Origin of the sequence: Buttiauxella brennerae ATCC 51605 (genome assembly GCF_001654925.1) — a bacterium.
GTDB classification, from domain to species: domain Bacteria; phylum Pseudomonadota; class Gammaproteobacteria; order Enterobacterales; family Enterobacteriaceae; genus Buttiauxella; species Buttiauxella brennerae.
On the sequence record NZ_LXER01000040.1, the window covers coordinates 227,948 to 242,173 of the forward strand.

The 14,226-nt window shown below is 52.5% G+C and carries 14 protein-coding genes and 1 pseudogene; 9 read left to right on the forward strand and 6 right to left on the reverse strand.

What is annotated here, in order from left to right; translation table 11 throughout:
• The first annotated feature begins 22 nt into the window (after positions 1-22).
• The 7 genes from M975_RS21510 (at position 23) to M975_RS21540 (ending at position 7,645) form a co-directional block, all read left to right on the forward strand.
• Positions 23-799, forward strand: coding sequence for a DUF4311 domain-containing protein (locus M975_RS21510; RefSeq protein ID WP_064515860.1), 777 nt, complete (start codon positions 23-25; stop codon positions 797-799).
• Positions 800-810: 11 nt separating this feature from the next.
• A complete protein-coding gene (locus M975_RS21515; RefSeq protein WP_064515863.1) occupies positions 811-1,452 on the forward strand; it encodes a DUF4310 family protein in 642 nt (213 codons plus the stop codon).
• A 48-nt stretch (positions 1,453-1,500) separates the two neighbouring features.
• Positions 1,501-2,634, forward strand: coding sequence for an amidohydrolase/deacetylase family metallohydrolase (locus tag M975_RS21520; protein WP_064561895.1), 1,134 nt, complete (start codon positions 1,501-1,503; stop codon positions 2,632-2,634).
• Positions 2,618-3,736 carry a DgaE family pyridoxal phosphate-dependent ammonia lyase gene (locus M975_RS21525; protein WP_064561896.1) on the forward strand — a complete coding sequence of 373 codons (1,119 nt, stop codon included), beginning with the start codon at positions 2,618-2,620 and terminating at the stop codon, positions 3,734-3,736. Before M975_RS21520 ends, M975_RS21525 begins: the two co-directional genes overlap by 17 nt.
• Positions 3,733-4,473 carry a 2-dehydro-3-deoxy-phosphogluconate aldolase gene (dagF, locus tag M975_RS21530; protein ID WP_064561897.1) on the forward strand — a complete coding sequence of 247 codons (741 nt, stop codon included), beginning with the start codon at positions 3,733-3,735 and terminating at the stop codon, positions 4,471-4,473. The genes M975_RS21525 and dagF overlap by 4 nt, the downstream gene beginning before the upstream one ends.
• 112 nt (positions 4,474-4,585) lie before the next feature.
• A complete protein-coding gene (locus M975_RS21535) occupies positions 4,586-5,683 on the forward strand; it encodes a lactonase family protein (RefSeq protein WP_064561898.1) in 1,098 nt (365 codons plus the stop codon).
• Between the two features lie 51 nt (positions 5,684-5,734).
• Positions 5,735-7,645, forward strand: a complete 1,911-nt coding sequence (locus M975_RS21540; RefSeq protein ID WP_064561899.1) for a BglG family transcription antiterminator — start codon at positions 5,735-5,737, stop codon at positions 7,643-7,645.
• A gap of 105 nt (positions 7,646-7,750) precedes the next feature.
• Here M975_RS21540 and dolP read toward each other — a convergent pair whose 3' ends face one another.
• From dolP to M975_RS21560, 4 genes are read right to left on the reverse strand one after another with little or no spacing between them, the layout of a single operon-like run.
• The gene (gene dolP, locus M975_RS21545) at positions 7,751-8,326 is read right to left on the reverse strand and encodes a division/outer membrane stress-associated lipid-binding lipoprotein (protein ID WP_064561900.1); all 576 of its coding nucleotides are present in this window, start codon (positions 8,324-8,326) and stop codon (positions 7,751-7,753) included.
• Between the two features lie 9 nt (positions 8,327-8,335).
• Positions 8,336-8,926 carry a DnaA initiator-associating protein DiaA gene (diaA, locus tag M975_RS21550; protein WP_064561901.1) on the reverse strand — a complete coding sequence of 197 codons (591 nt, stop codon included), beginning with the start codon at positions 8,924-8,926 and terminating at the stop codon, positions 8,336-8,338.
• A 19-nt stretch (positions 8,927-8,945) separates the two neighbouring features.
• The gene (locus tag M975_RS21555) at positions 8,946-9,341 is read right to left on the reverse strand and encodes a YraN family protein (protein WP_064561902.1); all 396 of its coding nucleotides are present in this window, start codon (positions 9,339-9,341) and stop codon (positions 8,946-8,948) included.
• Entirely contained in the window at positions 9,299-11,362 is a 2,064-nt protein-coding gene (locus M975_RS21560; protein ID WP_064561903.1) for a penicillin-binding protein activator, read from the reverse strand. The genes M975_RS21555 and M975_RS21560 overlap by 43 nt, the downstream gene beginning before the upstream one ends.
• Before the next feature lie 62 nt (positions 11,363-11,424).
• Here M975_RS21560 and rsmI point away from each other — a divergent pair, with 62 nt between their 5' ends.
• The gene (rsmI, locus tag M975_RS21565) at positions 11,425-12,291 is read left to right on the forward strand and encodes a 16S rRNA (cytidine(1402)-2'-O)-methyltransferase (RefSeq protein WP_064561904.1); all 867 of its coding nucleotides are present in this window, start codon (positions 11,425-11,427) and stop codon (positions 12,289-12,291) included.
• 142 nt (positions 12,292-12,433) lie between these two features.
• The gene (locus M975_RS21570; RefSeq protein ID WP_157093420.1) at positions 12,434-13,048 is read left to right on the forward strand and encodes a hypothetical protein; all 615 of its coding nucleotides are present in this window, start codon (positions 12,434-12,436) and stop codon (positions 13,046-13,048) included.
• A 37-nt stretch (positions 13,049-13,085) separates the two neighbouring features.
• Here M975_RS21570 and M975_RS22620 read toward each other — a convergent pair.
• Both M975_RS22620 and kbaY read right to left on the reverse strand, forming a co-directional pair.
• Positions 13,086-13,346, reverse strand: a pseudogene (locus M975_RS22620) (enterotoxin); the annotation flags it as partial.
• On the reverse strand, positions 13,342-14,214 hold the full coding sequence (gene kbaY, locus M975_RS21575; RefSeq protein WP_064561906.1) for a tagatose-bisphosphate aldolase subunit KbaY: 873 nt from the start codon (positions 14,212-14,214) through the stop codon (positions 13,342-13,344). The gene kbaY and the pseudogene M975_RS22620, both read right to left, overlap by 5 nt.
• Between the last annotated feature and the right edge of the window lie 12 nt (positions 14,215-14,226).

Consider the following 14,226-nt stretch of genomic DNA (forward strand, 5'->3'; position numbering starts at 1 on the left):
ATCACACAGAAAGGACAGACAGATGTTCTTAATTATATTAATAAAATCGCTAATCATCGGCGGTCTGGTTGGCGTTGGAGTGGGCGCCGGGGCTGCACGTATGTTTCATGCGCCGACCACGCAAGGTATGGGCGCTTTTCGTACCCTCGGCGAGCTGAACTCTTGCGAAGGCGACCCGGCTTCACACTTCTCATTTGGTTTAGGTTTCTTCTTCAACGCCTGGGCGTCGTCCGTTGCGGCGGGTGCTTTTACTCAGGATGTTGACCACCGCATTATCCCACACTGGGGTGCGGCTGCGTTGATGATGAAAAATCGTAATGTTGCTGAGACCCTGCACGACCCGCGCAAAATGGCTGTCGCGTGCGGCATCATCGGCATGATTGTGGTGGCCTTCCTTAACACTACTGCGTCTGCCGTTCCCGCAGCATTACAGGTCACCGCAGTCAAAGTGCTGGTCCCTGCGGCGAACTTGCTGGTGACCATCATCATGCCAGTGATTTTCTGGCTGGCAGCGATTGATGCCGGTAAAAAATCAGGCTTCTGGGCCACTATTTTCGGTGGCTGTGCGCAACTGATTATGGGCAACGCCGTACCAGGCCTGGTGCTGGGCATCCTAATTGGTAAAGGCGTGGAAGAGAGCGGCTGGAACCACGTCACCAAAGTGATGATGGTGGCGATTATCGCGCTGTTTGTGCTGAGTGGCTTCTTCCGTGGCTTCGATATGAAGATGATCGAATCCTTCCATCTGACCGTGCCGGACTGGCTCAGTCTGATCCATAACTCGATGAGCGGAAAATAAGGGAGCCTGTGATGGAAACGAATAAAGGTTTTTGGTACGCCGACTGGTCATTCCCGATTTTCGTTGGCCTGCTTTCTTCCGGTGTGTTCGCCGGGACACACATGTATTACCTGTACGGCATTGGCGCATTTAACGAAGTGGCGTTTGTTTCCATGCTGCGTGCTGGGATTGATACCGGTGTGTATGGCGCAGTCGCCGCGTTTGGTGCCAGCTTCCTGTTTGCCCGCATCATTGAAGGTTCGCTGGTCGGGATTCTGGATATCGGCGGGGCGATTCAAACCGGCGTCGGTCTTGGCGTTCCGGCGCTGTTACTCGGCGCGGGTATTATCTTCCCGGTCGCAAACTTTGCGGCATCGCTGGTAACGGGCCTGGTGATTGGCCTGGCGATTGGTTATGTGATTATTCTGGCGCGTAAATTCACCGTCAACCAGAGCAACTCAACCTACGGCGCAGACGTCATGATGGGCGCGGGTAACGCATCCGGCCGCTTCCTGGGCCCGTTGATTATCCTCAGCGCAATGACCGCTTCTATTCCGATTGGTATTGGCTCGTTGATTGGTTCTCTGCTGTTTTATCTTTGGAATAAGCCGATTACCGGTGGCGCGATTCTTGGTGCGATGCTTTTTGGGGCATTCTTCCCGATTGCTTTGTAGCCCTTTTTGGGCGGGAAGCGTATGCCTCCCGCCAGTCAGGAGAAAACCATGTTCGATTTAATCCTGCGCAACGCATGTCTTGTGGATGACACCGTTATCGACATCGCGTTGAAGGACGGAAAAATTGCAGCACTTGGCGAAATCACAGGTGAGGCGAAAGAAGAGCGCCAGCTCAATGGCGAATATTATGTCAGTGCAGGCTGGATTGATTCCCACGTCCACTGCTACCAAAAATCCCCGATTTATCACGACGACCCTGACAGCATTGGCATAAATACTGGCGTCACGACGGTTGTTGATGCCGGGAGCACGGGTGCTGATGATATTGATGAGTTTTACGAGCTGACGCGCAAAGCCACGACGGATGTTTACGCGTTACTGAACATTTCCCGCGTTGGACTGATTGCGCAGAACGAACTGTCGGATATGGCGAATATCGACAAAATCGCCGTGCGTGACGCGGTAAAGCGCCACCCTGGTTTTATCGTCGGCATCAAAGCGCGCATGAGCAGCAGCGTCGTCGGCGTGAACGGCATTAAACCGCTGGAGCGCGCGAAAGAAATCCAGCGTGAAAACGGTGATTTGCCGCTGATGGTACACATTGGCAATAACCCGCCAGACCTCGACGAAATTGCCGATTTGCTGACAACCGGCGACATCATTACCCACTGCTACAACGGCAAACCGAACCGCATTTTGACACCTGCCGGTGAATTGCGGGCATCAATTTCAAGCGCCATTCAGCGCGGCGTGCGCCTCGATGTGGGCCACGGTTCCGCCAGTTTCAGCTTTGAAGTGGCGAAAATTGCCATCGGCAAAGGGATTTTACCGCACACCATCAGCTCCGATATTTACTGCCGTAACCGCATTAATGGCCCGGTGCATAGCCTTGGCGTGGTGATGTCTAAATTCCTCTCCATTGGTATGTCACTTCCACAAGTGATTGATTGTGTTACCGCTCATGCCGCCGATGGTTTACGCCTGGCCAGTAAAGGGCGCTTGTCCGTTGGCCTTGATGGCGACCTGACCATTTTTACTCAACGCCGCCAGCCGACGGTCTTTACCGACTCAGAAAGCCAGACTCTCCAGGGTGAACAACTGTTGGTTGCACTCGCCGCAGTTCGTGCCGGGAAGTGGTTTGTTACCGAACAAGGGAAGGAAGAACATGTCTTCGATTTATGAGAAATACAATTTAAAACAAGTCATTAATGCTTCTGGCCGCATGACGGCGCTCGGTGTTTCTACCCCGCGCCCTGAAGTGGTCGAAGCCGTGACCACCGGCATGAATCATTACTTTGAAATGAAAGACCTGGTGAACAAAACCGGGGAATACATTGCTAAATTGCTCGAAGTTGAAGGCGCGACGGTTGTCTCTTGTGCATCAGCGGGGATCGCACAATCCGTGGCGGCTGTACTGGTAAAAGACAACGCCTGGCTGATTGAAAACCTGCACGCCGCACCCCTTGAAAACAACGAGATCGTGCTGCCGAAAGGCCACAACGTGAACTTCGGCGCACCGGTTGGCACCATGGTGAATCTCGGTGGCGGCAAAGTGGTTGAAGCGGGTTATGCAAACGAATGTTCAGCTGACCAACTGGCAGCGGCGATTTCCCCGCGCACCGCCGCCATTTTGTATATCAAATCGCACCACTCGGTACAGAAAAGCATGCTTAGCGTTGAGCAGGCCGTGGTCGTGGCTCGCAAACATAACCTGCCGCTCATTGTTGATGCTGCCGCGGAAGAAGATTTGCAGTGCTACTACCGTGCGGGTGCGGATCTGGTGATTTACAGCGGCGCGAAAGCGATTGAAGGGCCAACCAGCGGCCTGGTGATTGGCAAAACGCAGTATGTTGAATGGGTAAAACTGCAAACCGGCGGTATTGGCCGCGCCATGAAAGTCGGCAAAGAGGGCATTCTCGGCCTGACCTGCGCCATCGAACACTATTTAACGGCCGCCAAAGAAAGCGGTACGCAAATGGTCGAAAAAATGACGCCGTTTATCGACAGTCTCAACACCCTTGATGGCGTGAGTGCACGTGTGGTGTGGGACGCCGCAGGCCGTGATATCGCCCGTACAGAAATTAAGTTCGATGAGGTAGTTATTGGTATCGGCACTTCGGAATTAGTGAGCGCGCTGAAACAGGGCGAGTACGCGATTTTCTTCCGTGGCTACAAAGCCAATGAAGGGATTATTGAAGCCGATGTGCGCAGCGTCAGCCCACAACAGCTAGAGATTATTTATCACTGCATTAACGCACTGGTAAGCAAGGAGAAGCAGGCATGAAATTGACCCCGAATTTTTACCGCGACCGTGTGTGCCTGAATGTGCTGGCGGGTTCGAAAGAGAACGCGAAAGAGATTTATGACGCGGCGCAAGGCCATGTGCTGGTCGGCGTGCTTTCCAAAAACTACCCGGATGTCGCCAGTGCCGTGGCGGATATGCGTGAGTACGCGGCATTGATCGAGAATGCGCTGTCCGTAGGGCTTGGCGCGGGCGACCCAAATCAGTCGGCGATGGTCAGTGAAATCTCCCGCCAGGTACAACCGCAGCATGTAAACCAGGTGTTCACTGGCGTGGGCGCAAGCCGTGCGTTGCTTGGGCAAAACGAAAGCGTGGTCAATGGCCTGGTTTCCCCAACGGGAATGGTCGGGATGGTAAAAATTTCCACCGGCCCACTGAGTTCAGCTTCTTCTGACGGCATTGTGTCTGTTGATACAGCGATTGCTTTGCTTAAAGATATGGGCGGCAGCTCAATCAAATATTTCCCGATGGGTGGCCTGAAATACCGTGATGAGTTCCGGGCTGTGGCATTGGCCTGTGCGAAGCACGATTTCTGGCTGGAACCCACCGGTGGGATCGATCTTGAAAACTACGAAGAGATCCTGAAGATCGCTCTGGACGCGGGCGTGAGTAAAATTATTCCGCATATTTACAGCTCGATTATTGATAAAGCGAGCGGCAATACGCGCCCGGATGATGTGCGTACGTTGCTGGAAATGACGAAGAAGTTGGTCGGCTAAAATTTGCCCTCACCCTAACCCTCTCCCCCAGGGAGAGGGGATTAACCGAGTCTTTTTCTCCCTCCCCTGTGGGAGAGGGCCGGGGTGAGGGCACAAACAACAAGGATCTCAAATGCCTCCAGCACAAAACCAATTCGCCTGGCTTGGCACTTATCACCCCAACGGCGAAGGGCTGTACCGCTTTCATGTCGATGCAAAAACAGGTGCGCTGAACAACAAAACCTTAGTCAGCGCATTACCGAACGCAGCGCAACTGACAGCCTCGAAAGATGGCAAAACACTGTATGTCGCCTGCGAAGTAGACACCGGCATTGTTACCGCATTCCGTGTTGGCGAAAACGGGGACCTGCAAGAACTTAACCAGGTTTCATCGGGTGGTGCAGGGGCGGTTTATCTGTCACTCACGCCAAACGAACGGCACCTGCTGGTGGCCAATTACACCAGTGGTTCTGTTGCCGTGCTACCGGTGAAAGAGGACGGTAGCCTCGCTGAAGCCTGCGATGTCAAACAGGATACGGGGCCGGTGGGGGCAGCCAAACCCGAAGCCGCAGTGGAAGGCAGTTTTGCGGTGAGCGGCCACAAAGGTCCGCACGCGCATATGATTCGCACCGATCCCAGCGGGAAATATGTGTTTACCACCGATCTTGGGCTCGACAGGATCTACCAGTATCTTTTCGATGGCACCAACGGAAAACTCACGCCAAACGATCCTCCCTATATTGATGCTTCATCGAAAGGAGCTGGACCACGCCATTTTGTGTTTACCCCGGAAGGTGATGGTTTATGGCTGATCAACGAAGAGGCGTCTACGCTGACTCACTACCAAATCGATGTAAGCAAAGGAACTTTACGCGAAGGCGAGAGCATTTCATCTTTGCCGAAAGGGTTTAAGGGCACCAGCTTTGCTGCGGGTCTGGTGCTGAGCCACGACGGAAAACAGTTGTATGTTGCTAACCGTTTGCATAACAGCATTGGGCACTTTACGGTAACCTCAAAGGGTAAATTAATTCATCAGGATGATGTCTGGACGCGCGGTGATTACCCACGCAACTTAACTCTCGACCATACTGGACAGTATCTTTACGTCATGAATCAGCGCAGCGACAACATTACTCGCTTTAATGTTGCCCAATCGAGCGGAAGACTGACCTTTGTGGAAGATTACTGTGCGGCTGGAAGCCCGTCACAGATGATCCTGACACCTGCATAGTCGTTGCTGTACCGGGCGCGGGTTGTGCCTGTTTAATGAAAGGAAACGGAAGTGAGATTCCCCAACCAACGTCTGGCCCAGCTGTTTGAGATGCTACAAAACGAGACGCTGCCCCAGGATGAACTGGCGCGGCGTTTATCTGTTTCTACCCGTACGGTGCGGGCCGATATTACCGCCCTGAATGCATTGATGGCCGCACACGGCGCGCAATTTGTTCTGAACCGGGGTGCCGGATATCAGCTCAATATTGCCGATCGGTCGCTCTATCAAGAACTGGTGCAGCAGCCATCTCGCCAGTTGCGTATTCCGCGCAACTCCCCTGATCGAGTGCATTACCTCGTGGTGCGCTTTCTGACATCGGCATTCTCTTTAAAACTCGAAGATCTGGCGGAAGAGTGGTTTGTGAGCCGCGGGACATTGCAAAGTGATATGGCCGAAGTGCGCGAATGGCTGGCTCGCTACAATCTGACGATCGAAACCCGCCCACGCCACGGCATGAAGTTGTTTGGCAGTGAAATGTCAGTGCGCGCCTGTTTGACCGATTTGCTCTGGAAACTCACTCAGGAAGACAGTGAAAACCCACTGCTGACCGAAGAGGCGCTGAACGCCGGTGTGCCAGAGCAGCTGGCGGCAGAACTGCATAACTGTTTCACGCGTTGCCGTATTCGTCTGACTGATGAAAGTGAGCAGTTTATCCGCTTGTATTGTGCTGTTGCGGTCAGGCGCATCAGTGAGGGTTACCCGCTGCCGGAGTTTAGCGCTGAAAACGTCGACGAAGCGGTGCGCGAAGCAGCCCGGCAAATCACCGAGATTATTCAGCGACTTGCCGATAAACCGCTGTCTGATGCGGAAGAGCAGTGGTTGCAGGTGCATATCGCCTCGCGCCAGGTACAAGAAGTGGCGCCGAGCGCCATCAGTGCTGACGATGATGAAGCGCTGGTGAACTATATCCTGAGCTTTATTAATACCAACTATAACTACAACTTACTGACCGATAGGCAGTTGCATGCCGATTTGCTTACGCATATCAAAACCATGATCACCCGCGTGCGCTATCAGATAAACATTCCCAACCCACTGCTTGAAAACATTAAGCAGCATTATCCGATGGCCTACGACATGACGCTTGCGGCGGTGTCGAGCTGGGGCAAATACACACCTTATGTGATTAGCGAAAACGAAATTGGTTTCCTGGTGCTGCATATTGGCGTCGGTCTGGAGAGGCATTACAACATTGGCTATCAGCGCCATCCGCGTGTGCTGCTGGTTTGCGATACCGGGAACTCAACGGTACGCATGATTCAGGCGATGCTGTTGCGTAAATATCCGCAGATTGAGGTGACGCAGATCATTTCGCTGCGGGAGTATGAACAGCTTGATGAGGTTGAGGAAGATTTTGTTATCTCCACGGCGCGCATTAGCGATAAACAAAAGCCTACCGTTGTGGTTGCCCCGTTCCCGACAGAGTACCAGCTCGAACAGCTGGGCAAACTGGTGCTGGTGGATCGCACCCGCCCGTACATGCTGGATAAATTCTTCGATGCCAGCCATTTCCGGGTCATTGATGAGCCGATGAGCCAGCAGGAGTTGTTCAGCACCCTTTGCCAGCAGCTTGAACGGGAAGGCTATGTGGCGGCCGATTTTTACCCTTCGGTGGTCGAGCGCGAGGCCATCGTCAGCACCGTATTGGGCGAGGGAATTGCGTTGCCTCACTCGCTGGGGCTGATGGCGAACAAGACCGTGGTCTACACCGTGCTTGCACCACAGGGTATTCGTTGGGGTGATGAAACAGCACATGTCATTTTCTTACTGGCAATCAGCAAAAGCGAGTACGAAGAGGCGATGGCGATTTACGATCTGTTTGTCACTTTCCTGCGCGAAAGGGCGATGCCGCGTTTGCGGGATAGTCAGAGTTTTGAGGAGTTTAAAGCGGTGGCGATGGATTGTTTGAGCCGGTTTTAACAGTAAAACCACCTTCATCCCAGCCTTCTCCCAGAGGGAGAAGGAGAAAACCGGACAATTCCCTCTCCTGGGGGAGAGGGTTAGGGTGAGGGCGTTATACCAGAACTACTTCAGAATCGTAAACGCGGTCGTCACATGCTTCACGCCACTGACTCGGCTGGCAATATCAGCCGCAGCTTTCGCTTCTCTGTCGGTCAGCAGACCCAACAAGAACACTTCGCCATTCTCAGTCGTCACTTTCACATTTGTCGATTTCACCTGGTCGCTTGCCAGCAACTGCGAACGCACTTTGGTGGTAATCCAGGTATCATTTGAAGCCGTTCCCAGTCCAATCGGTGCCATGGTACGGATTTCGTTGTACACCTCGGTGGTACCATCAACGCCAAGTGCAATTTGCTTAGCCTGAGCTGACAAATTGGCGTTTGGTGACTGGCCTACCAACAGCACTTTGCCCTGATATGCAGTCACGTTAATGCGCGTTTCTTTCTTGATTTGTTCGTCTTTGGCCAGTGCGCTATTTACGCGCAATTCCAGCGTACCATCGTCAACCTGAGTACCGACGGAGCGTGGGTCTGTCGCCGTTTTCGTGGCAACAGCCGCACTACCAACCACAGCGGCAGCAACACAACCTTGTAGCACTAGCGCAGAAATAAGGACTGCGAGTGGCTTAAATGCCTTCATCTGTACTCCTTAATCGTCCTGGTGAGGGAATAACGTATTATCAATCAGATCGCATAGGCAGTTTATCGTCAGCATATGCATTTCCTGAATGCGTGCGCTACGGTGAGAAGGGATGCGAATCTCAACATCCTGTGGCCCTAATAGCCCGGCCAATTCCCCACCATCATAGCCAGTCAGCGCAACGATAGTCATGTCACGCGTCACAGCGGCTTCTACCGCTTTGACAATATCACGACTGTTGCCGCGGGTCGAAATGGCGAGCAAAACATCACCTGTTTGACCTAACGCACGTACTTGTTTGGCATACACTTCTTCGTGTAAACGATCGTTTGCGATTGCGGTTAAGACCACATTATCAGCATTAAGTGCAATGGCAGGTAAACTCGGTCGCTCAGTTTCAAAGCGGTTGATCATGCTGGCGGCAAAATGCTGGGCGTTAGCCGCAGACGTGCCGTTGCCACAGCAAAGAATTTTATTACCGTTAAGCAGCGACTGAACCAGTGTCATTGCTGCACGGGAGATAGCATCTGGCAGAGCTTCCGCTGCGGCAATCTGGGTTTGAATACTTTCCGTGAAGCAGACTCTGATTCTTTCGAGCACGTTAGTTTACCTGGTTACTTTAAACATCTGCGGTGAACGCGTTGGTTAACCACTCTATTTCATTGCCGGTGAAGGCTAACACATCGAAACGGCAATCCACAGTATCAAAACTTCCTGATGTGCGGGCTAACCAATACGAAGCAGCATGTAACAATTTCTGTTGCTTGCGCCGGGTAACGCTTGCGGCAGCGCTACCGAAGTGGTTTGAGCGGCGGTATCGCACTTCTACGAAGACGATAACCGCGCCGTGTTTCATGATGAGGTCGATTTCTCCACCACGAGAATGCACGTTGGCGGCAATGAAGCGCAGTCCTTTGCGTTCAAGAAAGTGGCGCGCCTGTGATTCGTAGTGCGCGCCAGCTTGTTGACGGGTCAGGATGCCGGAACGATTTGACCTTGACTGAATTGCAGCCAATTTAACTTCCTGTTAATGACACAATCCTGGGTTGCAGAAAGCGTGCCGGTATTGCCATTCACCTGATAGCCAGGGACCTGGCGGATTTGAGAGAAGTGATTTGCCAGTGACCACGCGTCCACGCCCATGGCGTAAAGACGTGCCAGTGAGTAATCGTTATTTACGCTACCCAGTGCTTGCTGCATCAGCGATGGGTTGTTGCCGGCAAGCATCGGGATTTCACTGAACTGCAAACCTTCCATTTCCAGACGGAAATCCGGGCCATTCACACCCTGCGAACTGCGCGAGCTGGCATACAGTTGTGCAGGGCTGCGGCTGCCGGTGCGCATCGCTATCATCGGTTTGATCAGCGCCACTTCGTCTGGCGTTGCCACGATATAAGCCGCATCAACGCCGCCGGAGGTGCCTGCGGTAATTTGTGCGTCGGTCGGTGGTGGTGGAATCGTCAGTCCGCCAATGGTTACGCCTGCCGGCTGAGCCGGAGCTGCGTTAACCGGGGTGCCGCTTAAAGCGATACCTGAACCGCTGTTAATCCCTTGTTTTAGCTCAGCAGTTGAACCGAACTTCTGCTGTAGTACCGTGCCACCACCGAGTTTCAGCCATTCATCGGCAAAAGCTTTAGTGACGCGATCGCCAAGGGCACTGCGCGGAACCAGCAATAGCGGAGCACGGTGACCTTGCTGCCAGATATGGCCGGCTGCATCACGCGCTTCGTCTTCCGGCGACAGGGCGAAATAGCAGATATTGGCGCGGTTCTGCACGTTTTCTGGCTGATTGAGTGCCAGGATATTCAACGGGGAAGTTGTTGTCGCCAGTTGGTCAACGTTGTTTTTAAGTAGTGGGCCGACCACTATTGTTGCGCCATCTTGCTGTGCCTGAGCGAGTATCTGCGCCAGTGGCTGCGTGGTGGTGTCGTAGACTTTAACTTCCGCTGATGGATTAGCGGGAGCAGTTGTAGCGGCCGCAGGCTGTGCTTGTGGTGCAGGCGCTGCTGGCGTTGCGGCAGGCTGTTGCGTTAAATCATCAACCGATGCCGCCGCCGGGCTTGCCACCATATTAGGGTCTGTAGGTTGTGGCAACGCGGCCTGAGTGGTGTCTACAGGCTGCCCGTTGGCATCCGCAACTTGCGCTGTGGCAGTAGTTTGCGCAACCGGTGCTGAACCCATATTTTTCGCCGCTTCAAAGCCTTGCTGGATAGTGCGGCCAAATACCGCAGCCTGACCGTTTAAAGGCAGCAACAGCGCGATTTTCTCTGTAGAAGCAGGTTTGTAGTTCTGCATGTTGCTCAGCTGCGCTGGCAACGCTTTCGCACCCGGGTTTTGCGGGTAACGCGTTTGCCAGTCTTTAATCCCGGCTTTGAGCATTTCGGGATCGTTGCGGTTGTCGTTCCACACGCGCTGCAGATCCAGCCAGCCTTGCAGTGTGTTTTCGTCAGCATTAATCACCAGCGAATTCATCTGTTCCGGCGTCATTTGAGACAGAGCCTGCCACGTACCGTCGATATTTTTCTGGTGTGCAGGGCCAGTCAGCATGGGCTCTTGTGCGATGTACGCACGCAGCAGTTCAAGCGACGGGCGGTTCTGGCTTGCGTCAATGACAGCCTGGTAATAACGCGCCTGCTGGTTTTTATTGAGCGAAGAAGGATCGATTTTGCTCAGGCGCGCGCTGGCGTCGGCAAAATCCTTCTGGGCAACCTTCACCTCGGCTGCCAGCAACGTCTGCTCACGCACCTGTTCTTCATTCATCTCTTTTGGCAGTTGATTGTAGAGATCAACCGCTTGCTGAGTTTTGCCTTCTTTTAACAGCGCATGAATGGCGAGTAATTGCCAGGTGGTCTTGCTATCATCGCTACTTTGCTGCATTTGTTGCAGGTAATACGCTGAATCAGCAGTTGCCTCGCCCTGAATATGGGCAGCGGACTGGTCTGGTGCTTTAGTGGTACAGCCGGCAAAAATTAGCGCGGCCAGCATAACAGGCAGACAACGCCCGGCTTTAGAACGAATAAATTTAGACGGTACCATTCTGTATCCAGTGTAATTTTTATCTCAGTGTTCAATATTAAATCGGCAATACGGATGAAACAATGAAACAACTCGAAACGGCGGCTATTTCTGCCAGCACGCTCTACATCGTTCCGACACCCATCGGTAACCTCGGCGATATCACACAGCGGGCATTAGCCGTGTTGCAAAGCGTTGACCTGATTGCCGCCGAAGATACTCGCCATACCGGTTTGCTGCTGCAACATTTTGCGATTAATGCGCGGATGTTCGCATTGCATGATCATAATGAGCAACAAAAAGCAGAAACCCTGCTGGCAAAGCTGCAAGAAGGGCAAAGCATCGCGCTCGTGTCTGATGCAGGAACGCCATTAATTAACGATCCTGGTTACCATCTGGTGCGTGCGTGTCGCGAAGCGGGTATTCGCGTGGTGCCGCTGCCAGGCCCGTGTGCCGCGATTGCTGCATTAAGTGCTGCCGGTTTGCCTTCTGACCGCTTCTGCTACGAAGGTTTTCTTCCTGCAAAATCCAAAGGCCGTCGTGATGCACTCAAAGCCATTGAGCAAGAACCACGTACGCTCATCTTCTATGAGTCTACGCATCGCCTGCTCGATAGTTTAGACGATATATGCGCTGTGCTCGGTGAATCACGCTATGTAGTGCTGGCGCGCGAGCTGACGAAAACCTGGGAATCGATTCACGGTGCACCGATTGGTGAGCTGGCGGCCTGGGTTAAAGAAGACGAAAACCGCCGTAAGGGCGAGATGGTTTTGATTGTCGAAGGCTTCAAAGCGCCTGCGGATGATGCTCTGCCAGCCGATGCACTGCGCACTCTGGCTCTGCTGCAAACAGAACTGCCACTGAAAAAAGCGGCAGCTCTGGCGGCTGAAATTCACGGCGTGAAGAAAAATGCGCTGTATAAATATGCCTTAGAAAACAGCGAGAAATAGCGTTTTCCGAGCAGGCTCGCACTCTGTCATTACCGGTATCAGTATTGTTAGTATGGTTTAAATAAGCGATGGTAATTTGCTCATACTTTAGTCTGTTCAGGATGAGCAAATTATGCCGGTGTTGATACGTGGGGATTCGAATATGATCGTAATGCCATTGTCTTATAGCCCTGCGGTGATCGATCGCTCCTTTGAAGTCGTTGATGAAATCACCCTCGCAGGAAAGCGGTTCCTGGTCATCTTTGATAAACAAACACCGCGCGCTGCAATTGTTAAAGCTGAAATCGAGGCAATTGATGGTGTTGCGCGTCATATTGCCGTGGCAATGTTGGAACTGGCCAATCAAAAAAGTATTGGCGATAACGTCATCTCGGTTGAGCGATTTTGGGAAGAAACAGATCTGCTTCAAGTTGAGGGGGTCTGTGTGGATCGCCGCTATCAGGAGGCCGGTCTAGCTACTCGATTATATGAAGCGTTAGTGATTAACTGCGGGATCATTCTGATGAGTGATAATACGCAGTACGAAGGTGGCAAGGCGTTATGGCAAAAGATTGCACGTGAATCAAAAGTGTTGACTGTCTTTGTTCTTGATACCGATTGCGGCAGATTTTACCCGTATGACGGCACAAAAGTAATTTACGATGGCGCGAGTATTCCGGAAGATAAAATCTGGAGTATCCACCCTGAATCATCACATTTTGGTGTGGTGCTTATCGCTGAAGATAAGAGAAAAATCGACAAACTTGCTTCCAGTTAAAAACCCGCTTTCACGGGTTTTAGACAGATAACAAACCCTACTTCGTGGCAACCGGTGTGGCTTCAATGACCAGTGTTTCCAGCGGTTTCAGCGTCACAATCACAGGCTTACTGTAATCACCCAGCAGGGTGGTATTTGTGCCATAGACAGGTTTCAGCGTGAAGTGTGTTGCTTCGCCATCCGGGATTTCAAAGCTCTTCGTCAAATCCAGATAATAGCTTTGCTCTTTGTCTGACGGGTTGCGTAAGCCGAGGATAGCTTTCTCTTTGCTCCACGATGCCCAACCATAAGTTTCAAGTTTCAGTTTCAGGAATTAATTTGTTGGCAGAACCGCACACGGTGACTTTACTGCGCACCACTTCTTTCATCGCGTCCATTCCGACACGCATGTAATAACGCGGGTCGTTGCCTTCCGGGTTTTCACCGAACCATTTTTTCACGGCGTCGGCAAAGGCGATTTTTAATTCGGTCGCGACATTCACTTTGCACACGCCAAGCTCAATGGCGCGTCTGACGTATTCATCTGGCACATCGCTTGCGCCATGCAGCACCAGCGGAATATCCACGACTTCACGAATTTCAGCCAGGCGCTGGAAATCAATTTTTGGGCGTTTGGTATAAAGGCCATGCGCCGTGCCGATAGCGACCGCCAGGCTGTCGATACCGGTGAGTTCGACAAAGCGACGCGCTTCTTGCGGGTCCGTCAGGAAGGCGCTTTCTTCGTCAACGTCCATATCGTCTTCCACACCGCCGAGGCGACCTAATTCTGCCTCCACGCTGCAATCATGGCGGTGGCAAAAATCGACCACTGATTTCACCAGACGCACATTCTCGGCAAGCGGGAAGTGGCTACCATCTATCATGGCGCTACGCACCCCGGCGTTCACTTTACGGCTGATATCTGCCAGTGACTCATGGTGGTCAAGATGCAGTGCCAGCGGCATGTCATAGCTTTCGGAATAGGCTTCGCACAATGCGAAGATCTCTTCAAAAGCGATATGTTTAAAAGTGCCCGGTGTGCCCGCAAGAATCACTGGCGACTGCATCTCTTTGCAGACTTCCAGAATCGCCTGGATAGTTTCTGCGTTGTGAATATTAAACGCAGGGACGGCGTAGCCACGGGCTTGCGCATCCTGCAGAAGATATTTGGTGGAGATAATGCTCATGTTGTAATCCTC